Genomic DNA, 24,726 nt, shown 5'->3' on the forward strand with positions numbered 1-24,726 from the left:
AGCGATGACCCCGACACCTCCGGCCCGCGCCGGCCTCGCCGCGCAGGCGTCCCGCTTCCGCATCCTCATCGCGGTGATGCTGTTCGTCACCGTCGTGATCAACTACCTGGACCGGTCGAACCTGTCGATCGCGATGCCCGCGATCGCGCGCGAACTCGACCTGACAACGGCGCAGCAGGGCCTGCTGCTGTCGGCCTTCGGCTGGACCTACGCGGCGCTGCAGATCCCGGGCGGCTGGCTGGTCGACCGGGTGCCGCCGCGAGTGCTGTACCCGGTGTGCCTGATCCTGTGGTCGGCGGCGACCTTCTTCATGGGCGTCGTCGGCGGCTTCGTGGCGCTGATCGTGCTGCGGCTGCTGGTGGGGGTGTTCGAGGCACCCGCCTACCCGATCAACAGCAAGGTCGCCACCGTGTGGTTCCCGGAACGGGAGCGCGCCACCGCCATCGGCTTCTACACCTCCGGCCAGTTCATCGGCCTCGCCCTGCTCACGCCGGTGCTGTCCTGGCTGCAGGCGGTGCTCTCCTGGCACTGGGTCTTCATCGCGACCGGCCTGGTCGGCATCCTGTGGGCGGTGGTCTGGTACGCCTGGTACCGGGAGCCGCGGGCGTCCAAGGCCAACGACGCCGAGGTGGAGCTGATCCGCTCCGGCGGCGGGCTGGTGGACCTGGAGCGCGAGCAGCCGGAACGGGCGCGGATCACGCGCTCCGACGTGGCCACCGTGCTGGGCCGCCGCAAGCTGTGGGGCATCTACATCGGCCAGTTCTGCCTGACCTCGACGCTCTGGTTCTTCCTCACCTGGTTCCCGACCTACCTGGTCGACTACCGCGGTATGGACTACATCCAGTCCGGGTTCCTGGCGTCGCTGCCGTTCATCGCCGCGCTGATCGGCGTGCTGACCTCCGGTGTGGTGTCGGACTTCCTGCTGCGCCGCGGCGTCCCGCTCGGCGCCGCCCGCAAGGGGCCGATCATCGTCGGGCTGCTGCTGAGCACGGTCATGGTGGCCGCGGGCTTCACCGATTCCACCGCGCTGGTCATCGTGGTCCTGTCGGTGGCCTTCTTCGGCAACGGCCTCGCGTCGATCACCTGGTCGCTGGTGTCCGCGCTGGCCCCGCAGCGGTTGCTCGGGCTCACCGGCGGGATGTTCAACTTCATCGGCAACCTGTCGTCGATCGCGACGCCGATCGTGATCGGCCTGATCGTCACCGACGAGAGCTTCACGCCGGGCTTCGCCTACATGACCGTGATCACCGTCGCGGGGATCCTGTCCTACGTGTTCCTGGTCGGCAAGGTCGAGCGCGTGGCGGAGCGCTCCGTGTGACCCCGCGTACGCGCGCCCCGGCGGCCGGGCCGGCCCCCGGGGCGCGCGTCCCGGCGGTCAGGACCGCGCCGGCGCGAGCGCGGCGGCCTGCTCCGGGGTGAGGGGGCGGGTGGCATGGCCCTGCAGGACGAAGAACAGCCTGGCGGTCTCTTCGAGCTCCTCGACCGCGTCGACGGCCTGCTGGAGGGTGGGGCCCGCCACCACGGGGCCGTGGTTGGCGAGCAGGACCGCGTGGTGGGCGCCGGCGGCCTGCTCGGCGCGTTCCGCCAGGCCCGTGTCGCCCGGCGCGTGGTAGGGCAGCAGCGGCAGGGTGCCGACACGCATGGCGTAGTACGCGGTCAGCGGGGGCAGGACGTCGCCCGGGTCGAGGTCGGCGCGGCAGGACAGCGCCGCGGCATAGGTCGAGTGCAGGTGGACCACCGCGTGGGCCGCGGGCCGGGCGCGGTAGAAGGCGGCGTGCAGGAACGCCTCCTTCGTGGGGCGCGGGCCGCCGATGTGGCGGCCGTCGACGCCGGCGCGGGACAGTTCGCCTTCGGTTACTGTGCCGAGGCTGGAACCGGTGGGGGTGAGCAGCAGGCCGCCGTCGGCCAGGCGCACGGAGATGTTCCCGGTGGAGCCGTGGGTCAGGCCGCGCTGGAACAGGGACCGGGCGGTGCGCACGATCAGGGCGCGGGCGGCCGGCTCGTCGGTATAGGTGCTCACACGGGCTCCTCTGCCTCGGTGGTGCGCAGGGCGCGGACGAACAGGTCGGGTGCGCCGAAGTTCCCGGACTTCAGCATGAGGGCGAGGCCGCCCGCCGGGGTCGACGCGTGGGTCCAGGGCACGCCGGGGTCGGCCTCGTCGCCCACGAGGACGGCGCGGACGCCCAGGGCCGTGGTGACGGCCCCGGAGGTCTCTCCCCCGGCGACGAGCAGGCGGCGCACGCCGCGTTCGACGAGGCGCACGGCGAGGCCGCCGAGGAGCTCTTCCACGTGGGCGGCGGCTTCGGCCACGCCCAGCTGCCGTTGCACGGCGGCGAGTTCCTCGGGCGAGGCGGAGGCGTAGACGAGCACCGGGACCCCGGGGTCCTGGACGTCATACCAGGCCAGGGCGTCGCCGATGACGTCGCGTCCGGCGGCGGCCGCCAGGACGTCGACGTGCAGGGACGGCAGCCCGGCGGCGTAGAACCGGGCGATCTGCTCCAGGGTGCGGGCCGAGCAGCTGCCCGCGAGGACCGCCGCGCGCCCGCGCGGCGGCAGGTCCTCGGGGCCGGCCGCGCCGGCCAGGGGGCAGGCGCGGCCGAGGCCCTCCGCCAGGCCGGCGGCGCCGGTCACGACGGGCAGGCCGCGGGCCGCCTCGCCGAGCACGGCGAGGTCGTCGTCGGTCAGCGCGTCGGCGATGAGGTGCCGCACCCCGTCGCGCTCCCCGGCGCGCAACGCGTCGCGGACGCCGTCGGCGCCCCCGCGGACGGTGGCCAGATCGATCCGGCCGACCCGGTGCCGGGTCTGGGCCGACAGCAGGCGGGGCAGCGAGGAGTCCGTCATCGGGTTGAGCGGGTGGTGGCGCAGCGGGGATTCGGACAGCGGCTCGTCGTGGACGAACAGGTGCCCCTTGTAGACGGTGCGCCCGTTGGGCGGCGAGGCCGGGCACGCGAGGGTGGTGCGCGCGCCGGCCGCGTCCAGGAGGGCGTCGGTGACCGGGCCGATGTTGCCCTCGGGCGTGGAGTCGAAGGTGGAGCAGTACTTGAGGTAGATCTGCGCGGCGCCGCGGGTCCGCAGCCACCGCTGGGTGGCCAGGGAGTCGGCGACCGCCTCCCGGACCGGGGCCGATCGCGATTTGAGGGCGACCACGGCGGCGTCGCAGCCGGCCGGCAGCGCGGTGTCGGATCCGGGGACGCCGAAGACCAGGGCGGTGCGCAGGCCCGCACGCCGGAAGGCCGCGGCGGCATCGGTGCCGCCGGTGAAGTCGTCGGCGATGCAGCCGATGCGCAGTGTCATGGCGGGGCCCTCCTCGGGCGTGCGGGGTGCGGTGCGTACGGGGCGGGCCGGCCGGGTCAGCGGCCCGGCCGGACGGCCTCGACCACGGCGGCGGTGAACTCGGTGGTGGAGGCCGAGCCGCCCAGGTCGCGGGTCGAGGTGCCGGCGGCGATGACGTCGGCGACGCCCTTCTCGATGCCGCGCGCGACGGCGGCCAGCGCCGGGTCCTCGTGGCGGGCGGCGAGCCATTCGAAGAGCATCGCGCCGGAGAGGATCATGGCGACCGGGTTGGCGACGTCGCGGCCGGCGATGTCGGGTGCCGAGCCGTGCGCCGCCTGGGCCATGGCGGTGTCGGCGGAGGCGTTGATGGAGGGCGCGGTGCCAAGTGAGCCGCTGATCTCGCCCGCGAGGTCGGACAGGATGTCGCCGAACATGTTCTCGGTGACGATGACGTCGAAGTCCTGGGCGCGGCGCACCAGGTGGACCGTCATGGCGTCGATGTGGAAGTCGTCGACCGCGACGTCGGGGTACTCGCGGGCGACCTCCTGGCAGACCGAGCGGAACAGGCCCGTGGTGAGCTTGAGGACGTTGGCCTTGTGGACGATGGTCAGCTTCTTGCGGCGGGAGCGCGCGAGGTCGAAGGCGACGCGTGCGACGCGCTCGGTGGCCTCCCGGGTGATGATGCCCATGGCGATGGCGACGCCTTCCACGGGGCTGAACTCGCCGGTGCCGGCGTAGGTGTTGCGGTCGGCGTAGAAGCCCTCGGTGTTCTCCCGGACGATGACCAGGTCCGCGTTCCGGCACACCGCCTCGGCTCCGGGGAAGCTCTTCGCGGGGCGGATGTTGGCGAAGAGCGCGAAGTGCTTGCGCAGGGTGCCCGACGGGTTGAGCGCGGAGCGGTGCGGCTCCGGGTAGGCGACCGAGTCGTGCGGGCCGAGGAACCAGCCGTCCAGGCCGGCGAGGGCCCGCGTGGTCTCCCCGGGCGTGGGGGTGCCGTGGGAGGCGATGGCGTCGGCGCCGAGCGGCAGGGTGACCCAGTCGATGGCGACGCCGGCGGCGGTGGCGGCCGCGGTGGTGATCTCGACGGACGCGGGCACGATCTCGGGGCCGATTCCGTCGCCCTCCAGGACGCCGAGGCGGTAGGTGGTGCTCATGGGTGTCTGTTCCTTTCCGGTGGGTCCGGCCGGCGGCGCGGACCCGTTGGGACGGCCGCGGGACGCGGTCATGTCAGGGCGGCCGCGGCGTGGTGCAGCGCGGCGCGGGAGCGGGCGGCGGCCCGCGGGCTGCCGCCGTCCTGGGTGTGCTCCAGCGTCAGCCAGCCGGTGAATCCGCCGTCCTTCAGGGCGTGCAGGAGCGGTGGGAGCCGGGCGTCGCCGGGTGCCAGCGGCCCCCGGACGGCGGGTGCGGCGAGCTGGAGGCACCCGGCGGAGCGCGCGTGGCCGGTGACGGCCGCCAGCGGGTCGATCCCCTCGCGTTCGAGGTGGTGGGTGTCCAGGACCAGCCCGGCCGCCGCGCCCATCCGGCGGGCCGCGGCGAGGGCCTCTTCAGGGGTGTGCCAGAGCGAGGTGGCGTCCCGGCACTGCGGCTCCAGCAGCAGGCCGCCGCCGGTCGCGGCGGTCTCCTCGGCCAGGCGGCACACGGCCTGCTCCACCCAGGCGCGCTGCCGGTCCGCGAGCCCGGGGGCGAAGGTGCCGCGGGTCTGGCCGAGCGTGAGCGGGACGCCGAGGGCTCCCGCGACGTCGGCCGCGCGCAGCAGGCGGTCCAGGGCGCGGCGGCGGACGCCCTGCTCCGGATCGGCGAGGGTCAGGCCGTCCTGTGCGGCGACGGGGCCGGTGGCGACGGCCAGCACCCGCAGGCCGGTGTCCGCCACCGTCCGGCCGATGGTGCCGGCGTCCCCCGCGCGGGGGTCGCGCACCTGCACCTCCAGCCCGTCGTAGCCCAGCCCGGCGAGCCGGCGCGCGGCGTCGGCGAGCGGAGCCTGGAAGCCCAGCGGAACCGGTGCCCGGCAGTCGTCGGAGGAGGCGGTGTAGGCCAGCGGCCACGGCAGCGGCGCGGTCATGGGGCGGTCGCCGGCGTCGCGGGGGGACCGCCGGCGAACCGGCCGCGCAGTTCGCGGGCCGCGGCCCGGGCGCCGTCCAGCACCGGCACGCCCAGCAGCTCGGCGAGTGCGGGGCCGGCCGGGGCCAGCGAGTACTGCGCCAGCAGGACCGCCGGGGCGTCGGCGATGCCGGCGTCGCTCAGGGCGTCGGCGAGGTGCCGGGCGGCCTCGCCCGGGTCGCCGGCGTCGGCCGCCTCCTCGCTGAGCGCCGTTGCGATGCGTATCGGGTGGCCGGGCTCCGCCCCGGTCGCGAGGGCGCGCAGTTGGGCGACGGCGGCCGGGACGGCGACGGGGGTGGAGGCGACCACGGCGATCCGGTCGTGGCGCCCGGCCAGCGCGGCGCGGAACATGGCCTCGTCGGCTTTGAGGATGGGGACGTCCCACAGCGTGCGGGCGGCGTCGGCCACCTCCCCGTAGGAGGAGCAGGTCAGCAGCACGCCTCGGGCGCCTCCGTCGACGGCGTGGGCGATCAGCCGGAGCATTCTGCGCCGCAGCGCGCCGTCGATGCCCCCGGCCGCGCGGGCGTCGTCCAGGAGGCGGTCGTCCAGCAGGTTCCACAGGCGGGCCTCGGGGAACTCCTGCGCGAAGGCGTCCTGCGCGACACGGGCCCCCGTCGGCACGGCATGGACCATGGCGATCAGCGGATGCGTCTCGATCACCGGGCTCTTCCCTCTTCCGGTAGACGGGACCAGGGCGGTCGGCTCCCGGAGCCGCCGCGCACCCCCGTGGCCCGGGGTGCGGGCCAGGGGGCGGAGCGGGTCCGAGTGCCGCGGCGGCGAGGCGTTCGCGGCCGCGCCGTCACTGTAGAGAGATTCGGCGAACTGGTCAACCGGTAAACCGGATTGGCCTGAGGGGACGGGCCGCCCCGGCCGGCCCCGCTACACGTCGCCGCGCTGGTCCAGCGCCTCCTTCAGGCGCCGCGACGCGCCCTCCATGTGCCGGGTCATCGCGGTGCGGGCCGCCTCCGCGTCGCCCGCCTCCACCGCTTCGAAGATCGGGACGTGGTCGGCGTAGGCCAGCTCCCGGGAGCGGACCGCACCCGTGCGCTCCACCCAGCCCCGCTGGATCATGGCCCGCATCCCCTTGAGCATGTCGCGCAGCACCGTGTTGCCCGCCAGATCGGCGAGGGCGGCGTGGAAGGCGGTGTCGGCCTCGGCGAACTCGTCGTCCGGGCACTCCCGCATCTCCCGGAGCCGGGCGCGCAGCGCCTCCACTCCGGCCCCGGTGCGCTCTTGGGCGGCCAGGCCCGCCACGACCACCTCCAGCTCGGTGCGGGCCTGGAGCATGTCGCGGGCTCCGCGCTCGCCCAGCACCAGGCCGAGCTCGAAGAGGCGGTAGAGCACGTCGGAGTCCGTGCCGCGGAAGTAGGTCCCGCTGCTCTGCCTGATCTCCAGCAGCCCGAGGAACCCGAGCGATTTGATCGCCTCGCGCACGGTGGGCCGGTTGACGCCGAGCATCTCCGTGAGCTGCCGTTCCGAGGGGATGCGCTCGCCGGGCCGCACCGATCCGGACATCAGGTAGTCGATCAGCCGCCGCGACACCTCGGAGGCGAGCGGTTCCCGCGGCTCGACGGTGATCCTGGAGAGTTCGGCCATGAAATCCCTCGATTCGGTATTGACGAGTCGACCGGAAGTCTAGTTTCCTACCGGTCGTCCGGTAAACCGGTTGTTAACCCCGCAGACCCGGGGGCGAAATCCCGTCCCGTCCCGGCGTCCTACGCCGTCACTGCCCAACGCCCCCGTCGCCGACCGATACCCGGGCCGGCCGTCGCCCTGCCCCGTCGAGCGGCCCCGCCCACCCGGGCCCCGCATCCGCCCATGACCGCCCCTGCCCGCCCGATGGAACGCGGAGCACCCGCCGGTCCCCCGCGCTGTTCACGCGCAGCATTCGGCCACCGCCCGACCCGCGGTCGCTCCGCCCTGCCCTGAAGGAACGAACAACGATGCTCGCCGTCCTCGGATTCGCCACGCTGGGCAGCTTCATGCTGCTCGTCATGCGGAAGTACCTCTCCGCCTTCACCGCCATCATGATCACGCCCATAGCCGCCGCCCTGATCGCGGGCAGGGGCACCGACCTCGGCGACATGATCCTGAGCGGCCTGGAGACCGTCGCGCCCACGGCCGCGCTGCTGCTCTTCGCCGTCCTCTACTTCGGCCTGATGATGGAGGCCGAACTCTTCGACCCGATATCCCGGCTCATCATCAAGGCGTCCAAAGGCGACCCCGTCCGCATCTGCGTGGGCACCGCCGTCCTCGCGCTGCTGGTCGCCCTCGACGGCGACGGCACCACCAGCTACATGATCATCTGCTCGGCGTTCCTGCCCATCTACCGCCGGCTCGGGATGAACCCGCTGGTCATCGCCACCATCGCGACCATGTCCCTGGGCGCCGTCTCCGGCACCACCCCCTGGGGCGGCGCCGCGACCCGCGGCATCAGCGTCCTCCACCTCGACGCCACCGAATACTTCGTGCACATGATCGGCCCGATGGCCCTGACCTCGCTGGCCATCATCGCCGTCGCCTACATCCTCGGCCGGCGCGAGCGCCGCGAGATCGACCCCGAAGCCCTCGCCGCCTACCAGGAGGAGGTCGCCTCCGGGCAGGCGCTCGCCGCCGTCCGCTCCGACTGGCGCATGTGGTTCAACGCCGCGCTCACCCTCCTGCTGATGGTGCTGCTGATCCTCCAGGTCGCCGAGCTCGTCGTGCTGTTCATGATCGCCTTCGTTGTGGCCCTGCTCGTCAACGTCCGGGCGATCGGCGACCAGCAGGAGCTCATCAAGCGGCAGGCGGCCAACGCCGTCCCCGTCATGATCCTCGTCCTGGCCGCCGGGGTCTTCACCGGCGTCATGACCGACGCCGGCATGATCAAGGCCATGGCCGACGCGGCGCTGGCCATCGTGCCCGACTCCATGGGCAACCTGATCCCGCTGTTCACCGCCGTGCTCGCGCTGCCGCTCGGCTTCTTCATGTCCAACGACGCCTACTGGTTCGGCGTCGTCCCCGTCCTCGCCGAATCCGCCGCCCACTACGGCATCGACGCCACCGAGATCGCCCGCGCCGGCGCCATCGGGCAGATCCTGCACATGATGGGCCCCACCTCCGCGCCCCTGTGGGTACTCCTCGGCCTGGTCAAAGCCGAACTCGGCGACTTCCAGAAGCACGCCCTCCGCTGGGGTGTCCCGGTCTCCCTGGCCTACATCGCCTTCGCGGTGCTGACCGGCGCCATCAGCGTCACCTAGGCCCTGTTTTTTGGATGCTTTCGGATAAGCGAGCGGCCGTCCAGGCGTCGCGTCGCAAGACGATTCGCGAAGTTCAGCCTGGTTGGCTGTTCGAGCGTAATCGGCGCAGCGAGGCGGCGTCTGGTGGTCGCGAGCCCGGAATGATCCAAAAAACAGGGCCTAGCCCCGGCCCGGGCGGGCCGACCAGGCGATGGCCGGGAGGACGGCCAGGGCGAGCACGCCGCCGGCCGCCGAGAGGACGGAGTAGCCGCCCGCGGCCACGACCATTCCGGAGGCCAGGCCGCCGCCGGCGCCGGCGATGGAGATGGCCACGTCCACCAGCCCCTGGGTCCGCGCGCGGGTGGCCAGGGGGACGGCGTCGGTGATGATCGCGGTCCCCGACACCAGGCCGAAGCTCCATCCCAGGCCCAGCAGCGCCAGGGCCAGCGCCAGCAGCGCCACCGAGTGGGGCGGGGCCAGGGCGGCCACGAGCCCGGCGGCCAGCAGGGTCAGCCCCGACGCGGCCGCCACGGGCAGCCGCCCGACCCGGTCGACCAGGATGCCGCTGAGCGGGGAGGGCAGGTACATCGCCCCGACATGGACGGCGATGACCAGGCCGGCCGCGCCCACCGAGTGCCCGTGGCCGGTCATGTGGATCGGGGTCACGGTCATGATCGCGACCATGATGAGCTGGGACAGGACCATGACGGTCGCGCCCAAGGCGAGCATCCGGGTGTGCGGGCCCCCGGCGGGGTCCGCCGCGGCCGGGACGGGGCCGCGGGAGGTCGCGGCCAGGGAGCGGGCGGTGGTGAGGGGGTCGGGGCGCAGCAGCAGCCACAGGACGGTCGCCGCCGAGGCGTAGGCCGCGGCCGCCAGCAGGAAGGGTCCGGCCAGGGGCGGGATGCCCACGGACCGGGCGAGACCGCCCAGCGGGGTCACCAGGTTGGGGCCCACGACCGCGCCCAGAGTGGTGGCCACCAGAACCGTGCTCAGGGCCCGGCCGCGGTGCTCGGCCGGGGCCAGGTCGGCCCCGGCGTAACGGGCCTGGAGATTGGTGGCGGTCCCCGCGCCGTAGAGGAACAGCGAGGCGAACAGCAGTACGGCGTCGTCGATCGCGGCGGCGGCGACCACCCCCAGGGCACCCGCCGCGCCCACCGCGTATCCGGCGGCCAGGCCGGCGCGGCGTCCCGTGCGCTGGGAGGTACGGCCGATCAGGGCCGCCGCGGCGGCCGATCCGACCGTGAACAGGGCGCTGGGCAGCCCGGCCCAGACCGCTCCCCCGAGCATGTCCTGGGCGAGGAGGGCGCCCACGGTGATGCCGGCGGCCAGGCCCGCTCCACTGAAGATCTGGGCGGTGACCAGGACGGCCAGGATGCGCCGCTGGGCGGGGTGGGGCGCGGCGGAGGTACCGGCGACGGCGTCGCCGGGCCCGGCTCCGCGTTCGCCCGGTTCGCGTGCATGCACGGAGTGAAGCTATCCGACGGCCGGAAGCGCGGTGCCACGCGGCCCGCCATCGTGTGGGCCGGGCGCGCGCCGCGCCCGTTGCGCGTGGGCGCCACCGCGGGAGCACGGTGCGCGGCCTCGTAAATCCGTCGACACCGCCGCGCGCTTCGGCGATCGTAGGCCGCATGCGACAGGACGAGATCTGGAACGCCGAGGCCGCCCGGAACTACGACACCCCCGGCGTCGGCATGTTCGCGCCCGAGGTCCTGGAACCGACGGTGGACCGCCTCGCCGAACTCGCCGGCGGCGGGCGGGCACTGGAGTTCGCCATCGGGACCGGCCGGGTGGCCGTGCCGCTGGCGCGGCGCGGGGTGCCGGTCACCGGCATCGAACTCTCGCGGCCGATGATCGACCGGCTGCGCACCAAGGCCGACGACGCGGCCATCCCGGTCGTCCTCGGCGACATGGCGACCGCCCGCGCCCCCGGCGCGTTCCAGCTCGTCTACCTCGTCTTCAACACGATCTCCAACCTGCTCACCCAGGACGGGCAGGTCGCCTGTTTCCGCAACGCCGCCCGCCACCTCGTCCCGGGCGGACGGTTCGTCGTCGAGCTCGGAATCCCCGACCTGCGGCGGCTTCCCCCCGGGGAGCAGGCGATGGTCTTCACCGCCGAGGCCGGCTACATCGGCCTGGACACCTACGACGTCGTGCGCCAACGGCTCGTCTCCCACCACTTCCGGTTCGGCGAGGACGGGACCGCGCGGCTGTTCCGCAGCCCGCACCGCTACATCTGGCCGGCCGAGCTCGATCTCATGGGCCGACTGGCCGGATTCGAGCTGGAGTCCCGGCGCGCCGACTGGGAAGCGGGCGGGTTCACGGCCGAATCGCGCTCCGCCGTCTCCGTCTACCGGCTCGCCGGCGCGGAGTGACCGCTGCCCGGGGTCCGCGCTGCCGGCCTCCGCTCCCGACCCGACGCACCGGCGCGGGCCCCGGGGCGCACGCCGGTGCGGGCCCCGCGGGAACGGGCGCCGCGCACCCGCGTCAGTCCGGGGCGGGGCCGGCCGGGGGCGTGCTCTCCCTGAGCACGACGTGTCCGCGCATCCGGATCACGCGGGGCTCGGTACCGGTCTGCTCCACCGCCAGGTCCAGGGCCGCGCGCCCGACCTCGGACCACGGAAGGCGCACCGTGGTCAGCGCCGGGGAGACGTCGCGCAGGGCCGGGACGTCGTCGATCCCGGCGACCGCGACGTCGCCGGGCAGGTCCAGGGCGGCCTCACGGAACCGGGCGATCGCTCCCACGGCCACCGTGTCGCTGATCGCGAAGACCAGCTGGGCCGGGTTGCGGCGCCTCAGGTACTCCCCCGCCGCGGCGTACCCGCCGTCCCTGTCGAAGTCGCAGTGGATCACGCGGCTCTCCGGGACCGCCAGCCCGCGCTCGGCCAGGGCCGCGCGGAAGCCCTGGACCCGGTCGTACGCGGTCCGGGCGTCGGGGGGACCGGCCAGCACGGTGAACTCGCGGTAGCCCAGGTCGGCGAGTTCCGAGGCGAGGTCGAAGCCCGCGGCGCGGTTGCCCACGGCGACCGTGTCGAACGGCAGCCCCTCCTCGCTGATGGCGACGACCCGCCCGCCCTCGTCCTGGTAGGCGCCGAGCTCGTCGGACAGGCGGCGGTCCCACACACCTGTGGTCACCGAGCGCCCCCCGGCCAGGATGACCGCCCTCGGCCGCTGGGCGCGCAGGGAGGAGACGACGCGGGTCGCCTGCTGCGGGCTGTTGCGGCTGGAGATCATCGTGACCATGCGGTCGTCTGCCTCGGCGGCGCGCAGGACGGCGGAGGCGATGGGCGAGAAGTAGTCGTCGTTGATCCCGTTGACGAGCAGCGCGAGGTGCTCCCCGCGGCCCCGCGCGACCGCCTGGGCGGCGGTGTTGGCGACGTAGCCGAGTTCGGCCGCCGCCGCCAGGACGCGGTCGCGGTACTCGGAGCGGACGTTGCGCGCGCTGCCGTTGAGGGCCCGCGAAGCGGTCGCGTGCGACACCCCCGCCCGCCGGGCGACGTCCGTCAGGGTGACACGGCCGGAACCGCTCGACGCCTTCACCGTCCTCCTCCTCGTGTCCCACCGGTCCGCCGCCCGCCGGCGCCCACGCGCCGGCGGCGGGGCGCGCACCGCCCCGCCGCCCGGGCTCAGTCGACCGCGAACCCCTGGTCCGCGCCGTAGGAGCGCAGGTCCTCGCCCCATGCGTCGACCCCGGACTGGATCGACCCCGGCCCGTCGATCTCGGGTCCGACGCTGTCGCCGAACACCGAGTTGGCGTAGACCTGGTAGGGGAGATACTGCCAGCCCTCGGCGACCCCGCCGGACGCGGCGGTCAGGACCTCGTTGGCCTGCTGGCCGCCGAAGTAGGGGTACTCGGCGGACACGTACTCCGGGTCCTCCAGGACGGCCGTCTGCGCGGGGAACGACCCCGCCTCGACCTGGGCCGCCACCGCGGCCTCGTGCGTGGAGAACCATTCGAGGAAGCCCATGGCCAGCGCGGTGTCCTCCCCGCCCCTGATCACGGAGAATCCCGATCCGCCGTTCTCGGCGTTCTGCGGGTCGCCCTCGTCCCACACGGGCGCCGGCGCCACGCGGAAGTCGCCGTCGTTGTCCGTCAGCGTGTTGGAGATGTTGCCCAGGGCCCAGGCCCCGGTCACCCAGGTGGCCAGCGAGCCGTCGCCGAGCGCCCGCCACCACTCATCGGTCCATCCGGGCTGGGACGATACGAGGTCGCGCTCGCGCAGGTCGCTCCAGTAGCCGGTGACCCGGCGGGTCCCCTCGTCGGAGAAGTCGACGGTGACCGATTCCCCGTCGACCCGGAAGGGGCGCCCGCCGCCCTGCCAGATCAGGCTGTCCAGCCCGCCGGCGTCGCCCGGGTCGATCGACATGATCCGGGCTCCGCTGTCCTCGCGGATCAGCTCGGCGGCCTCGGCGAACTCGTCCCAGGTGGCGGGCGGTTCGGCCCCCGCCGCCTCGAACACCTCCCGGTTGTAGATCATCACCAGGGGCCCGGTGTTGTTGGGCAGGCCGTAGGTGGCCCCGCCGTAGGTCATCTGCTGCCACGAGGAGGGCGTGAACTCGCCCTCCAGGGAGTCCAGCCCCCAGTCGTCCACGCTCTCCAGCTGCTCTGAGAGCGCGAGCTGGGGAAGCGCGAAGTACTCGACCATGGCCAGGTCGGGGATGTTCTCGCCGGAGCTGATCGCGTTCTGGAGCGCCGTGTACTGGTCCGCGGACTGGCCGGCGTTGACGATCTCCACGTCGACTCCCGGGTACTCCTCCTCGAAGGCGGCGACCGCCCCCTCGAACTTGGTGCTCCAGGTCCACAGGGTGAGTTCGCCGCCCTCGCTCAGGGCCGCCTGGATATCGCCGGCGGAGCCGCCGGGACCGGCCGTGTCAGCGCTGGACGCGCAGCCGGCGGCCAGGAGCAGGGCGCCGCAGGCGGCCGCCGCGCGGAGGATGCCGTGAGGGGGAGGTGGCATGGCGCTTCCTTCGTGGTGGTGTGGGCTCATTGCTTGACGCTCCCCGCCGCCAGTCCCGACTGCCAGTGGCGCTGGAGGAGGAGGAAGGAGATGATCAGCGGCACGATCGCCAGGAGCGACCCGGTGAGGACCACGTTGTACACGGGTTCGAGGTTGGCCCCCGTCGTCACCTGGTTGTTGAGCTGGTTCAGGCCGACCGTGAGCGGATAGAGGGCGGGGTCGCTGAGCATGATCAGCGGCAGGAAGTAGTTGTTCCAGGTGTGCACCAGGTTGAACAGCAGGACCGTGGCGAACCCGGGTGAGAGCAGGCGGAAGGCCACGCTCCAGAACGTGGTCCAGGCGCCCGCGCCGTCGATTCTGGCCGCCTCCAGCAGCGAGTCCGGGATGGAGTCCGCCGCGAAGACCGTCATGAGGTAGAGGCCGAAGGGGCTCACCAGGGCGGGGATGATGATCGCCATGCGGGTGTCGGTGATCCCGAGCTCGGCGAAGAGCAGGAAGGTGGGGACCGCGAGGGCGGTCGCGGGGATGGTGATGGCGCCGAAGACCAGCGCCCGGATGAAGCGCTTCGCGGGGAAGTCGAACTTGGCCAGGGCGTATCCGCCGAACGCGCAGATGAGCGTGGCCCCCACCGCACCGGTCACCGAGTACAGGACCGTGTTGAAGAGCCAGGTGAGGTAGATGCCGTCCTGGTGGGTCACCGTGGTCACGATGTTGTCCCACAGGGCGAACTCCGAGCCGAACCACAGGCCGTTGGTGCCGAACAGCTCGCCGTTCGTCTTGGTCGCGTTGACCGTGAGCCAGTAGAGCGGCAGCAGCGTGTACAGCACCATGAGCGCCATCGCGGCCTGGAGGGCGATGTCGGCCCGGGGCCGGCGCCGCCCGGCCGCCTTCCGGGAGGGCGCCGAGGGGGGTCCGGCCGCGGCGGTGGTCCGGGGCCGGACGGCGGAACGCGTGCTCGTGCTCATCGGGTCCCACCTCGTGCGGTCAGCCATTGTGCGAAGTAGGCGACGCCCACCGTGACCGCGCCGAGCACGACGGCCACCGCGGCCGAGTAGGTGACCTGGTTGGCATTGAAGGCCAGCTGGTGGGCGTACATGTTGGGGGTGTAGTAGGTGCTGATGGCGGCCGGGGCCAGGGATTGCAGCACATTGGGCTCGTTGAACAGCTGGAAGCTCCCGATGATCGAGAACAGGGTGGCCACCCACAGCGCGGGCCGCAGGGCCGGGATCTTGATGCTCAGCGCGATCCGCGCCTCGCCGGCCCCGTCGATGGCCGCGGCCTCGTAGAGCTCCTCGGGCACCGCCCGCAGCGCCGCGTAGAGGATCAGCATGTTGTAACCGAGGAACTCCCAGGTCACCACGTTGCCGATGGCGGCGAGCACCCACGACTGGGACAGCGGGGACGGCAGCGCCAGGCCGGTCGCGTCGTTGAGCTGGCCCACCAGGCCGAACTGGTCGCCGTAGATGAACCCCCACATCAGCGCCGCCACGACCGAGGGGACGGCGTAGGGCATGAAGATGCTGATCCGCATGAACCTCATGGCGCGGACCCGGCCCGAGTCCAGGATGAGCGCGGCCGCCAGCGCCAGCCCGATCATGACGGGCACCTGGACGACCAGGAAGAGCGCGACCCGGGAGATCCCTTCCAGGAGCCTCTGGTCGGTGGCCGCGTCTACGTAGTTCTGGAGTCCGACGAAGGAGCGCCCGCCGATGAGCTGGTCGCGGAAGAGGCTGAGGCCGCCGGCGTACAGCAGTGGGGCCACGATCCCGGCCGCGAAGACGACCAGGAAGGGGGTGACGAACAGCAGACCGGTCCAGTCGCGGCGCCAGTGCCTGTGGGGGCGTTTCACCGCTGATAAGGGGACTGAGCTCATCCGTTCCTCCTTCACCTGGCTGGCGCGAAACGGTCACGTACGTGTAACATCGATCGCAGCGGAATGCGCTTTCCAAAATAAGTGTGATCCAGAACACGGTCAATCCCCCAGGGTCGGGAACCTTCCGAGCAGCCCGAGAAAGCCCGGGACCGCCCCGATCGGACCGGCGCCGTACGACGAGCGAAGGTGTGCCATGCGCGTCCCCGACCACGCCGACCAACGACGGACCGACACGACGGCCGACACCCCCGGGCGACGGCCGCACACCCTGCTCGCCATGGGCGACGCGGCGTTCGCGCACCAGTTCGGCCCGGCGCTGCTCGACCGGCTGGCGGCGTCCTCCCGGTTGGGCGAGCCCCTGCGGGTGGGCTCCTTCGACGGACCGACGGCGCGCGCCCGGCTCGCGGCGGTCGAGGTGCTCGTGACCTCCTGGGGGTGCCCGCCGATCACGGCGCGGGTCCTGGACGCCGCCCCGCACCTGCGCGCGGTCCTGCACGCGGCGGGCAGCGTGCGCGGCCACGTGCCGCCGGAGGTCTTCGACCGGGGCATCCTGGTGACCACGGCGGCCGCGGCGAACGCCATCCCGGTCGCCGAATACACGCTGGCCATGGTCCTGGCGGCCGGAAAGCGCGTTCCTTTCCTCGCCCGCCGGGCGCGGGTCCACCGCTCCGACTGGTCCTACGTCTCCGGCCTCGGCCCCCTCAGCAACCGGGGGCGCACGGTGTGCCTGGTCGGATGGTCCCGGGTCGGCAGGCTCGTCGGCGAGCGCCTGCGCCCCTTCGACATCGACGTGCTGGTCGTCGACCCCCACGCCGACCCCGGCGACGTCGCGTCCCTGGGCGCACGGCTGGTGGCGCCCGCCGAGGCGTTCCCCCGGTCCGACGTGCTGAGCCTGCACGCCCCGCTCCTGCCGGCCACGCGGCGGATGATCGACGCCGCCGCGCTGGCCCTGCTGCCCGACGGCGCGACCCTGATCAACACCGCGCGCGGCGGGCTGGTGGACACCGACGCCCTGGCGCGCGAATGCGGGACGGGGCGCCTGTACGCGATCCTGGACGTGACCGACCCCGAGCCCCTGCCCGATACGTCGCCCCTCTACGACTGCCCCAACGTCGTGCTCACGCCCCACGTCGCCGGCTCCCTGGCCTCGGAGACCGAGCGCATGACCCTGGCCGCGCTGGACGAGCTCGACCGGTACCGGACCGGCCGCCCGCCGCTCGACCGGGTCACCCCGGAGGTCCTGGGGGTCATGGCGTGAGCGCGAACCCCCTCGTCCTGCCCCCCGAGGACCGCGGGCTGTCGCCCCATACGGGCTGGACGCGCGACCACTGGGTCGCCGTGGCCGAGCACCTCCTGCTCTCCGTGCGGCCCTACGCCTCCCCATGCCTGGCCCGCGTCGACCTGCCCGGGCCGGGCAGCGCCTACGGCCGCGACAGCGACGGCCTCGAAGGGTTCGCCCGGACGTTCGTCCTGGCCGCGTTCCTCGTCGCCGGGCACCGGGGAGCCGACCCCCACGGCTTCCTGGACCGGTACCGCAGCGGGCTGCTCGCCGGAACGGACCCCGGAGGCCGCGAGCGCTGGCCGCGCCCGGACGAGCTCGGCCAGGCCAAGGTCGAGGCGGCCTCGATCGCACTCGCCCTCATGCTGACGCGCCCCTGGCTGTGGGACCGCCTGGCAGCGCCCGAGCGGGACCGGGTGGTGGACTGGATGTCCGCCGTGGTCGGCGCGGAGTACCCCCCGATCAACTGGGTGTGGTTCCAGATCATCGTCGAGGAGTTCCTCCGGTCGGTCGGCGGCCCCTGGAGCGGGGCCGACATCGAGCGCGGCCTGGCGGTCCACGCCGGACTGCGCCGTGCGGGCGGCTGGCTGTCCGACGGGCCGGAACGCGCCTACGACCACTACTGCGGCTGGGCCCTGCACTTCTACCCGCTCGTCTGGGCGTCGCTCTCCGGGGAGCCGCCGGCGAGCGAGCGGTACCGGCGGTGGCACGCGGACCTCAGGCGCTTCCTGCACGACCACGTCCGCCTGATCGGCGCCGACGGCGGCCCGCTCTTCCAGGGCCGCAGCCTGATCTACCGGGCCGCGGCCGCCGCGCCCCTGTGGGTGGGGGCGTGGAGCGGGGCCACGGACCTCGACCCCGGGCTGACCAGGCGGGCCGCCTCCGGAATCCTGCGGCACTTCACCGACCGCGGCGCCCCGGACTCCGACGGCCTGCTGACACTCGGCTGGCACCGGGCCTGGCCCCGCATGCGGCAGTCCTACTCCGGCGGCGGATCGCCCTACTGGGCGGCCAAGGGGTTCTTCGGCCTGCTGCTCCCCCCGGACCACCCCGTGTGGACCGCGCCCGAGCGGCCCCTGCCCGTGGAGGCCGCGGACTTCCGCGCCATCGTGCACGCCCCCGGGTGGATCGTCAGCGGCACGGTCGGCGACGGCGTGGTGCGGGTCGTCAACCACGGGACCGACCACGGCACGGAGGGGGAACCCACCGGGGACTCCCCGCTGTACGCGCGGCTCGGCTACTCCACCGCCACCGCGCCGCCCCTGGTCGGCGGCTCCCTCGCCGCACCGCTGGACAACAGCGTGGTGGTCCTCGACGCCGGCGGCGCCGCGACGCACCGCACGGGGTTCAGCGCGCTGGGCGTGCGCGACGACGGCACGGCCGCCATCGGGCACTCGCGGTGGACGGCCCATTGGGTGGCGGTCGAGGAGGACACCGGACCCGACCATGGCTCGGGGCGCCGCGGGAGCACGCGCCGCGGCCCCGTGCTCGACGTCTGGTCGGCGGTCCGCGGCGGCGACGAGGTGCGCATCGTCCGCGTGGCCCCCGGCGAGGACCCCGGACCGCCGGCTCCGCCGTGGCCCGTCCGCGTGGGCGGATGGCCGGTGGCCCCCGATGGCGGTCCGCGGTCGACGGTGACGGTGCTGGCCGCCGACGGGCCGGTGCGCACCGGCACCGAGCGGCTGGGCGGGGTCGGTCCGCTGGCCGACGCGACCGCGGTCCCCTGGGCCCGCGCCGACCTGCCCGCGGGCGGAGTGCTCGCGTGCCTGGTCCGCCTCTCGGGCGGGCAGGGCGGAGCGTCCGCCAACGCCTCGGTCGCGGTCACCCCCGAAGGAGCGTCGATCACCTGGCCGGACGGCGCGACCAGCGGGGTCCGCTTCTGACGCGGCCCCGCCGTTGCGCGCCGTCCGATCGCGAGCCGGCCCCCGGCGGAGGCTGCCACCGGGGGCCGGTCGGGCACTACGGCACCGAGACGCTGGCCCCGAACTCCTCCACGACGTTGCCGCCGGGGCCGACCACGCTGAGGGGGTCGCCCTGGCAGTCCGGCTGACCGTAGATGGTGACCGGCTGGTCGGTGCCGTTGCTGACGGATAGCGGCCAGGTCTGCGAGTTGTAGCAGCCGCTGGGGTTGGCGATGGTCTGGAACCCCAGTCGCAGAATCCCTTGGGCGGCGTGGGAGGGGACCGCGGCGGCCAGGACGAGCCCGGCGGCGGCGAGGGCGACGACGATGCGCTTCACAGCACTCCGATCACTGGATGTGGTTGTCCGGCGAGGTCATCCCACCGCCCCGATTCGGCGCGCCGCAATGGCGACCACATCCACTACACCCGTTCTGACCTGCCCCTATACCGGTTCCACCCGAAAGATTCCGCCCGGCCGGCACGGCCCGGCTAGGACGGCAGCGACCGCGAGACGATGACGTCGGCGAGCGGTGCGACCAGCGCGATGATCTCCCCGACCGTCTCCTCCGGGACGCCGGCCGCCGACAGCGCCGCGCTCAGGTGCCCGGCCACCAGATCGAAGTGCCGCTGCTCGATCCCGCGCCCGGCGTGCACCTCCTTCATCCCGCCGCCGCTGAAGGGGACCGGGCCGCCCAGCGCCGCCGAGAAGAACTCGGTCTGCCGGCCCTTCAGCTTGGCCGTGTTCGTCCCGCTGAAGAATCCGGCCGGCTCCGGACCGGCGAGTACGCGGACGTAGAAGTCGTCGACGACCGCGGCGATGGCGTCGTAGCCGCCGACGCGGTCGTAGATCGTGGTCGCGGTCTCGGTCATGTCCACCTCGCGCGGAGAGGGTCGGTCATCGTTTCGTCGCCCAGCGTGGCGGACCGGCCGTTTCCGGGTGGTCGATGGGGTGTAACGCCCGGGGAAAGCTTCGCGCACACGGCGGTCCGGGCGCCGTGGGGCGGGTCGCCGGCGCACCAGGGATCCGGCGGGACGAACGGGGGCGGACGCGCTCAGTACACGGTGTCCCGCTGGTCGGGGATCACCGAGCCGTCGTCGCGCAGCACCGGGCCGCGGGTGCCGTCGGGGCGGGTGTGACCGGTCGTGGAGCAGGGGTAGGGGGCGGGATTGGGGGCCAGGGGCTCGATGAACATCGGGTTGATGAGCCAGCGGCCGTCCGCGTCGTCGTAGGCGCGGCACATGATCTCGCTCCGGTTGCGGTTGAGGACCAGGCGGGCGCCGGTCGCGTCGGCGACGAAGGACACGTCGGTGTCGGCGTCGCCGCTGCCCAGCGCGATCCGGTTCGGGGGGTCCTGGCGCTGCCAGGCGGCGGGGCCCTCGACTCCGAAGATCTCCTGGTTGACCCGGCAGCGCTTGCCGTCGATGTAGGGGATGTCCGCGCCCTGGCTGTCGGGGGTGCCGCCGCAGCCCTCGTTGCGGACGGTGATGCGGCCCCGGTCGTCGAGCACGCTGCGGATGGCGATCGTGTGCTCGCGGTCGATCCCGACCCCGGCCGACCACACCCGGGTCACCGGCTCGGAGCCCGCGGAGACGATGTAGACGTCGAACCCGGCCCGCTGCAGAGTTCGGATGAGGTCCCGCTGCTGCGGGTAGTAGCGCACATGGCCCGGGAGGGTGTGGGTCCCGACCGTGAGGGTGCTGCCCACCGGCGCCGCGAGGCTGCGCGCCCGGGCCTTGCGCGCGTAGGAGGCCAGCTGCGCGGGCGTGTGCCCGGCGAAGAGCTGCGGGACCCAGGCGTACTCGGGGACCGTCCGCCGGTGGTCCCATTCGCCCGCGAAGGCCGCGTCGCCGTCCATGGTCGCCGCGTTCTCGCGGATTTCGAGGATCTCGTCGGTGCAGCGCGTGTCGGTGGAGGTCGGCAGGGGCGCGCCGACGGGAACGGAGGTACCGCACGCGTCGGTCAGGGCGCGGTCGGCGGCCGGGGTGAGCCATGCGCTGACACCGCCCCAGCGCTCCGGGCGCAGGATCTTGTCGTTGAGGAGGGCCCAGGCCAGGGTGGCGTCGGTGACGTCGTTCTTGGTGACGGTGTTGTCCCAGTCGAACACGGCCACGGGCCGTCCGCCGGGGTCGGAGCAGGAGCCCCGTTCGTCGATCACGCGCTGGAGCTCGCCGCGGTTGGCGCCGTACCACGGAAGGTCCGCCGACAGTCGCGGGCATCGGCGCTCCGCCGCGACCGTGCCGGCCGCGGCGGGGACGGCGCCCGCGGGCGCGGCGGTCGCGAGGCACAGCGCGGCGGCCAGGACCGCCGCCGCGCGAAGCGGTCGGGTGCGCATCCGAACGGGTCTCCTGTCGCCGGTCGCCGTCGGGCAGGGGCCGGGCGGACCCGCTGCGCACCGCCGGCGACCACACGACGCAACCTACATCTTCGGCGCATACCCACCGCCGAGAACACGCCCGCGGCGCGTCACGCTCCGTCAGCGGTGGCCGCGACGAGTTCGAGGGTGCGCAGCCGCGCCTCGACGGTCCCGGCCTGCGGCGCGATGATGAGCTCGTCGGCCTTGGCGTGCTCGGCGAAGCGGTCAAGGTAGTGCCGCACCTCGCCCGGGTCGCCCACTGCGGAATAGGTGGCCATCTGCATCACCTGGCGACCGGCGGGCGACTCCAGTGCCGCGTCGGCCTCCTCGGGGGTGAGGGTGCGGCCCCGCGCGAGCAGCTGGGCGACCATGCGCCGGCGCGAGAGGTGCGCCTGCTCCCGCGCCTGCTCGGTGGTCTCGGCCGCCGTGACGTTGACGCCGGCGATGACGTAGGGCTCCTGGAGCTGGTCGGACGGGGTGAACTCGCGCCGGTAGGCGGCGACCGCGTCCTCCAGGGCGTTGGGCGCGAAGTGGGAGGCGAAGGAGTAGGGCAGGCCGAGCGCGGCGGCGAGCTTGGCGCCGAACAGCGACGACCCCAGGATGTAGAGCGGGACGTTCGTGCCCTTGCCGGGGGTCGCGTCGACGCCCGGGATCCGCGAGTTCCCGGTCAGGTAGCCCTGGAGCTCCAGGACGTCCTGGGGGAAGCTCTCGGCCGAGGAGGGGTCGCGGCGCAGGGCGCGCATGGTGTTCTGGTCGCTGCCCGGCGCCCGGCCGAGCCCCAGGTCGATGCGGCCGGGGTGCAGGGTCTCCAGCGTGCCGAACTGCTCGGCGATGGTGAGCGGCGCGTGGTTGGGCAGCATGACGCCGCCGGCTCCCAGCCGGATCCGGGTCGTGTGCGCCGCGATGTGGGCGATGAGGACGCTGGTGGCCGAGGACGCGATGGTCGCCATGTTGTGGTGCTCGGCGTACCAGATGCGGCGGAACCCCAACTCGTCGGCGCTGCGGGCCATGGCCAGGCTGGTGTCGAAGCTGTCCCGCGCGGTACCGCCTTCGGCGATGTGGGCCAGATCCAGGATCGAGATGGGGAGGGACACGGGCGAGCGGCCTTTCATCGGAGGGGACGGGGGTCGGCGTGCGCCCGAGGGGCCGGACCGACCTGGGTCACCCTTTGCCCAACCGCACTGGCGCCGACCTTATTTCCGGCCGGCGGCGCCGCGCCCCCGGGCCCGGGCCCGGGGCCCGCGCGGGCGCGGCCCGATGATCTTGGGCCCACGGGCCCATGACGCCCGGCGACGCGGCGGCGTACGTTGTCGGCTTGTCCGCCACCACGGCAGCGGCCGCCCCGCCGAAGCCCTCCTTCCCCGGCGCCCGGCCCCTCCCCCGTCCGAGCACCGGCGTCCCACCGGAGCCGATCGCCTATGCTGCTGCCCCGCATCCATGACCCCGAACGCGGCGCGAACCTGACCGAATACGCCGCCACCATCCTGCTGGTCGCCGGAGTGCTCGCCGTCGTCATCGCCGGGTCCGGCGTGCCCGAGCGCGTCGGGCAGCACTTCGACACCGCCCTGTGCGCCGTGGAGAACGCGGGGTCCGACGGGTGTGCCGAGCCCCAGGACGGCGGCGCGGCGGACCAGAGCAGCACCGCCGCCGGCGGCGGATCGGACTGGCTCGTCCCGCTGGACACCCTGCCGCGCCCCGTGGACGAGGAGCGGCACGGCGAGTTCGGGCAGTGGATGCCGCCCGAGGACGAGGAGTGGTTCGAGTTCGAGGACCGCGGGAACTACACCTGGGACTGCGGGCGGATCTTCGACGTCGCCTGCAAGATCGGCGGCGGCTTCGCGCAGGGCGTCCGCGACCTCTGGGACGGCGCCGCCTCGGCCGCGTGCCTGATCCACCTCTGCTCCAACGACGCGTTCCAGGAGAACTGGTCCTCCATCGGGCAGGCCTTCCGGCAGAGCCCGCTGACCACCGCGGAGCAGATGTGGGACGGCTTCACCGAGCCCTTCAAGGAGAACTGGCGCGAGGGCGGCCCCGGCAAGGCGATCGCCTATGGCCTGCCGGCGCTGTTCGGCGGGGCCCTGAAGGCCTTCAAACACATCGGCAAGAAGGACCTCCCCGACCTCCCCTCCACCGATGACCTCCGGGGCGATCTCGCCGACTCCCGCGCCGCGGCCGAACGCGGCGACCTCGACGCGGCCGACGACGCCATCGAGTCGCTGGAGGACCGGATCGACGACCTGCGTGAGCGCGCCGACGCCTCCGAGTGCTCGATCGCCGCCCCCGCTCCCGGAGCCGGGAACGGGGGCGCGGTCCCGATGGCGATCACGCCCCTGGTCCGTCCCGCCATGGTCAGCGCGGGCGGCGGCGACTGCGACGCTGCCGAGCAGCTCGCCCGGGACCTGGGGGTGACCGGCGACCGGTCGCTCGACGACATCGTCACGCAGGAGCGCGAGCGGCGCGCCTTCTTCGATACGCGTTCGGGCCGGCGCGTGGCCGGCCGGCTCAGAGCACTGGAGGAACTGGCCGACGAGGCCGGAACGGCGGCTGACCGCGGCCGGGTGCGCACCGCGCAGAGGAAGGCGCGCCAGGCCGAGACCATCGCCGAAGACCTCCGCCGCCAGGCCGACAACGAGACCGATCCCGACCGGCGGCGCATCCTGGAGGACGCGGCCGACACCGCCGAAGCGTCGCTGCTGCGCGCGCAGGACAACGCGCGCACGGCGGCGGTGGCCGACACCATCGGCGGCATGCCGGGAACAGGGCGCGGTACCTTCGGCCCCGACCGGATCTCCGACCTGTGGAGCCGGACCGACCCGGTGATCGACTACGAGGGGCGCGGCGCCCCCTACATCGACCACGCCAACACCGATCCCGCGACCGGGCGGCCGGTGCTACGGGTGGACCGCTCGGCCTACAACAGCGACGCCGAGCTCTCGGCGGCGGTGGCCCAAGCCCTCATCCTGGACGACCGGGGCTACAACCGGGTGGCCGACGACGGCCTGCGCGACATCACCGACTACCGCCGCGACGAGTGGAACCGCGGCGACCTCAGCCAGTACGTCAACGCCTCGGCCGACATCCACGAGGAGGCCTTCATCGCGTCGGTGCGGACGCTGGAGGTCGAGGGCGCCGCCCCCGACCACGTCGCCGACCCCGTGCTGCGCGACGTCTACCGGGAGGCGCTCGACTACGCCGAGGAGCACGCCGACGACCCCTCGATGTTCGACTCCAAGGGCAAGCCGCTGAAGGGCGACGCGCGCACGGCGGCCCGCGAGAACCTGCTGCGCGCGGGCATCCGCGAGACGATGGGCACCCCGCTGGACGGCCTCGGCGGCAGGGCACCGGTGAACGTGTTCGCAGACGACTACGAATCCGTCCATCCCCGCGGCGAGGACGACTACTGACACCGCCGGGGCGCCGCTGCACACGGACATCCGCGAAACGACGGGCACCCCGCTGCACCGGCCCGGCAGCAGAGCACCGGCGGACGTGTTCGCGGACGACTACGAATCCGCCCATCCCCACGGCCAGAACGATCACTGACGCCGCCGGGGCGCGGCCGACGGGGTCGGCGGGGCCGGCGGCCCGCGGGGACGGACCGGCCGTGGGCCGAGCAGGGCCGGTGCCGACCGGCCGGCACCGGCCCGCGCGGCGGGTGGACCGCTCAGCCTGCCCCGGGGACGCCGGGCTCTCCGCGGCGGTGGCCCGAGACCTCATCCTCGACGACCGGCCGACCGAACGCCGGCACCCCGTTCCCCCGCTCGTCTAAGAAGGCC

21 protein-coding genes are annotated in these 24,726 nt (G+C 73.8%); 6 read left to right on the forward strand and 15 right to left on the reverse strand.

The window, feature by feature from the left end:
* Positions 1–4 precede the first annotated feature (4 nt).
* Positions 5–1,318 carry an MFS transporter gene (locus ACFO4E_RS07500; RefSeq protein ID WP_378572315.1) on the forward strand — a complete coding sequence of 438 codons (1,314 nt, stop codon included), beginning with the start codon at positions 5–7 and terminating at the stop codon, positions 1,316–1,318.
* Between the two features lie 57 nt (positions 1,319–1,375).
* Here ACFO4E_RS07500 and otnC read toward each other — a convergent pair whose 3' ends face one another.
* The 6 genes from otnC to ACFO4E_RS07530 all read right to left on the reverse strand — a co-directional run bounded on the left by otnC (position 1,376) and on the right by ACFO4E_RS07530 (position 6,966).
* The gene (otnC, locus tag ACFO4E_RS07505) at positions 1,376–2,020 is read right to left on the reverse strand and encodes a 3-oxo-tetronate 4-phosphate decarboxylase (RefSeq protein ID WP_378572316.1); all 645 of its coding nucleotides are present in this window, start codon (positions 2,018–2,020) and stop codon (positions 1,376–1,378) included.
* The gene (gene otnK / locus ACFO4E_RS07510; RefSeq protein WP_378572317.1) at positions 2,017–3,294 is read right to left on the reverse strand and encodes a 3-oxo-tetronate kinase; all 1,278 of its coding nucleotides are present in this window, start codon (positions 3,292–3,294) and stop codon (positions 2,017–2,019) included. Before otnK ends, otnC begins: the two co-directional genes overlap by 4 nt.
* Before the next feature lie 56 nt (positions 3,295–3,350).
* A complete protein-coding gene (locus ACFO4E_RS07515) occupies positions 3,351–4,427 on the reverse strand; it encodes an isocitrate/isopropylmalate dehydrogenase family protein (protein ID WP_378572318.1) in 1,077 nt (358 codons plus the stop codon).
* A gap of 68 nt (positions 4,428–4,495) precedes the next feature.
* A complete protein-coding gene (locus ACFO4E_RS07520; RefSeq protein WP_378572319.1) occupies positions 4,496–5,332 on the reverse strand; it encodes a sugar phosphate isomerase/epimerase family protein in 837 nt (278 codons plus the stop codon).
* Complete coding sequence (locus tag ACFO4E_RS07525) at positions 5,329–6,030, reverse strand: aspartate/glutamate racemase family protein (protein WP_378572320.1); 702 nt, start codon at positions 6,028–6,030, stop codon at positions 5,329–5,331. The genes ACFO4E_RS07520 and ACFO4E_RS07525 overlap by 4 nt, the downstream gene beginning before the upstream one ends.
* 219 nt (positions 6,031–6,249) lie before the next feature.
* The gene (locus ACFO4E_RS07530; protein WP_378572321.1) at positions 6,250–6,966 is read right to left on the reverse strand and encodes a FadR/GntR family transcriptional regulator; all 717 of its coding nucleotides are present in this window, start codon (positions 6,964–6,966) and stop codon (positions 6,250–6,252) included.
* 347 nt (positions 6,967–7,313) lie between these two features.
* Between ACFO4E_RS07530 and ACFO4E_RS07535 the strand changes: the two genes are divergently transcribed.
* The gene (locus ACFO4E_RS07535) at positions 7,314–8,609 is read left to right on the forward strand and encodes a CitMHS family transporter (protein ID WP_378572322.1); all 1,296 of its coding nucleotides are present in this window, start codon (positions 7,314–7,316) and stop codon (positions 8,607–8,609) included.
* A gap of 159 nt (positions 8,610–8,768) precedes the next feature.
* Here the strand turns inward: ACFO4E_RS07535 and ACFO4E_RS07540 are convergent, their stop codons facing one another.
* Positions 8,769–10,052, reverse strand: coding sequence for an MFS transporter (locus ACFO4E_RS07540; protein WP_378572323.1), 1,284 nt, complete (start codon positions 10,050–10,052; stop codon positions 8,769–8,771).
* A gap of 164 nt (positions 10,053–10,216) precedes the next feature.
* Between ACFO4E_RS07540 and ACFO4E_RS07545 the strand changes: the two genes are divergently transcribed.
* On the forward strand, positions 10,217–10,960 hold the full coding sequence (locus ACFO4E_RS07545) for a class I SAM-dependent methyltransferase (RefSeq protein ID WP_378572324.1): 744 nt from the start codon (positions 10,217–10,219) through the stop codon (positions 10,958–10,960).
* Between the two features lie 112 nt (positions 10,961–11,072).
* Here the strand turns inward: ACFO4E_RS07545 and ACFO4E_RS07550 are convergent, their stop codons facing one another.
* The 4 genes from ACFO4E_RS07550 to ACFO4E_RS07565 all read right to left on the reverse strand — a co-directional run bounded on the left by ACFO4E_RS07550 (position 11,073) and on the right by ACFO4E_RS07565 (position 15,416).
* Entirely contained in the window at positions 11,073–12,125 is a 1,053-nt protein-coding gene (locus tag ACFO4E_RS07550; RefSeq protein WP_378572325.1) for a LacI family DNA-binding transcriptional regulator, read from the reverse strand.
* Positions 12,126–12,211: 86 nt separating this feature from the next.
* The gene (locus ACFO4E_RS07555) at positions 12,212–13,543 is read right to left on the reverse strand and encodes an ABC transporter substrate-binding protein (RefSeq protein ID WP_378572326.1); all 1,332 of its coding nucleotides are present in this window, start codon (positions 13,541–13,543) and stop codon (positions 12,212–12,214) included.
* 26 nt (positions 13,544–13,569) lie between these two features.
* On the reverse strand, positions 13,570–14,508 hold the full coding sequence (locus ACFO4E_RS07560) for a carbohydrate ABC transporter permease (RefSeq protein ID WP_378572327.1): 939 nt from the start codon (positions 14,506–14,508) through the stop codon (positions 13,570–13,572).
* On the reverse strand, positions 14,505–15,416 hold the full coding sequence (locus ACFO4E_RS07565) for a carbohydrate ABC transporter permease (RefSeq protein ID WP_378572328.1): 912 nt from the start codon (positions 15,414–15,416) through the stop codon (positions 14,505–14,507). The genes ACFO4E_RS07560 and ACFO4E_RS07565 overlap by 4 nt, the downstream gene beginning before the upstream one ends.
* Positions 15,417–15,609: 193 nt before the next feature.
* Between ACFO4E_RS07565 and ACFO4E_RS07570 the strand changes: the two genes are divergently transcribed.
* Positions 15,610–16,674 carry a hydroxyacid dehydrogenase gene (locus ACFO4E_RS07570; protein ID WP_378572329.1) on the forward strand — a complete coding sequence of 355 codons (1,065 nt, stop codon included), beginning with the start codon at positions 15,610–15,612 and terminating at the stop codon, positions 16,672–16,674.
* Positions 16,671–18,578, forward strand: a complete 1,908-nt coding sequence (locus ACFO4E_RS07575) for a DUF2264 domain-containing protein (RefSeq protein WP_378572330.1) — start codon at positions 16,671–16,673, stop codon at positions 18,576–18,578. Before ACFO4E_RS07570 ends, ACFO4E_RS07575 begins: the two co-directional genes overlap by 4 nt.
* A 76-nt stretch (positions 18,579–18,654) precedes the next feature.
* Here ACFO4E_RS07575 and ACFO4E_RS07580 read toward each other — a convergent pair whose 3' ends face one another.
* From ACFO4E_RS07580 to ACFO4E_RS07595, 4 genes are all read right to left on the reverse strand, one after another.
* Positions 18,655–18,933, reverse strand: a complete 279-nt coding sequence (locus tag ACFO4E_RS07580) for a hypothetical protein (RefSeq protein ID WP_378572331.1) — start codon at positions 18,931–18,933, stop codon at positions 18,655–18,657.
* Between the two features lie 152 nt (positions 18,934–19,085).
* Positions 19,086–19,466, reverse strand: coding sequence for a group I truncated hemoglobin (locus tag ACFO4E_RS07585; protein WP_378572332.1), 381 nt, complete (start codon positions 19,464–19,466; stop codon positions 19,086–19,088).
* Positions 19,467–19,648: 182 nt separating this feature from the next.
* Positions 19,649–20,929 (reverse strand): haloacid dehalogenase-like hydrolase, encoded by a 1,281-nt coding sequence (locus ACFO4E_RS07590; protein WP_378572333.1) that lies wholly within the window; start codon positions 20,927–20,929, stop codon positions 19,649–19,651.
* A 131-nt stretch (positions 20,930–21,060) separates the two neighbouring features.
* Positions 21,061–22,062 (reverse strand): LLM class flavin-dependent oxidoreductase, encoded by a 1,002-nt coding sequence (locus ACFO4E_RS07595; RefSeq protein ID WP_378572334.1) that lies wholly within the window; start codon positions 22,060–22,062, stop codon positions 21,061–21,063.
* Between the two features lie 306 nt (positions 22,063–22,368).
* Between ACFO4E_RS07595 and ACFO4E_RS07600 the strand changes: the two genes are divergently transcribed.
* On the forward strand, positions 22,369–24,354 hold the full coding sequence (locus tag ACFO4E_RS07600) for an SPFH domain-containing protein (RefSeq protein ID WP_378572335.1): 1,986 nt from the start codon (positions 22,369–22,371) through the stop codon (positions 24,352–24,354).
* Positions 24,355–24,726 lie beyond the last annotated feature (372 nt).

Origin of the sequence: Nocardiopsis mangrovi (assembly GCF_042653925.1) — a bacterium.
In the GTDB taxonomy this organism is placed as follows: Bacteria; Actinomycetota; Actinomycetes; order Streptosporangiales; family Streptosporangiaceae; genus Nocardiopsis_B; species Nocardiopsis_B mangrovi.

What these genes read in the sequence shown, in the direction of transcription:
- ACFO4E_RS07500 (WP_378572315.1), top strand. Translation starts at nt 5, where the DNA reads ATGACCCCGACACCTCCGGCCCGCGCCGGCCTCGCCGCGCAGGCGTCC.
- ACFO4E_RS07585 (WP_378572332.1), bottom strand. Translation starts at nt 19,466, where the DNA reads ATGACCGAGACCGCGACCACGATCTACGACCGCGTCGGCGGCTACGAC.
- ACFO4E_RS07530 (WP_378572321.1), bottom strand. Translation starts at nt 6,966, where the DNA reads ATGGCCGAACTCTCCAGGATCACCGTCGAGCCGCGGGAACCGCTCGCC.
- ACFO4E_RS07570 (WP_378572329.1), top strand. Translation starts at nt 15,610, where the DNA reads ATGCGCGTCCCCGACCACGCCGACCAACGACGGACCGACACGACGGCC.
- ACFO4E_RS07590 (WP_378572333.1), bottom strand. Translation starts at nt 20,929, where the DNA reads ATGCGCACCCGACCGCTTCGCGCGGCGGCGGTCCTGGCCGCCGCGCTG.
- ACFO4E_RS07600 (WP_378572335.1), top strand. Translation starts at nt 22,369, where the DNA reads ATGCTGCTGCCCCGCATCCATGACCCCGAACGCGGCGCGAACCTGACC.
- otnK (WP_378572317.1), bottom strand. Translation starts at nt 3,294, where the DNA reads ATGACACTGCGCATCGGCTGCATCGCCGACGACTTCACCGGCGGCACC.
- ACFO4E_RS07565 (WP_378572328.1), bottom strand. Translation starts at nt 15,416, where the DNA reads ATGAGCTCAGTCCCCTTATCAGCGGTGAAACGCCCCCACAGGCACTGG.
- ACFO4E_RS07535 (WP_378572322.1), top strand. Translation starts at nt 7,314, where the DNA reads ATGCTCGCCGTCCTCGGATTCGCCACGCTGGGCAGCTTCATGCTGCTC.
- ACFO4E_RS07545 (WP_378572324.1), top strand. Translation starts at nt 10,217, where the DNA reads ATGCGACAGGACGAGATCTGGAACGCCGAGGCCGCCCGGAACTACGAC.
- ACFO4E_RS07595 (WP_378572334.1), bottom strand. Translation starts at nt 22,062, where the DNA reads ATGAAAGGCCGCTCGCCCGTGTCCCTCCCCATCTCGATCCTGGATCTG.
- ACFO4E_RS07560 (WP_378572327.1), bottom strand. Translation starts at nt 14,508, where the DNA reads ATGAGCACGAGCACGCGTTCCGCCGTCCGGCCCCGGACCACCGCCGCG.
- ACFO4E_RS07555 (WP_378572326.1), bottom strand. Translation starts at nt 13,543, where the DNA reads ATGCCACCTCCCCCTCACGGCATCCTCCGCGCGGCGGCCGCCTGCGGC.
- ACFO4E_RS07515 (WP_378572318.1), bottom strand. Translation starts at nt 4,427, where the DNA reads ATGAGCACCACCTACCGCCTCGGCGTCCTGGAGGGCGACGGAATCGGC.
- ACFO4E_RS07520 (WP_378572319.1), bottom strand. Translation starts at nt 5,332, where the DNA reads ATGACCGCGCCGCTGCCGTGGCCGCTGGCCTACACCGCCTCCTCCGAC.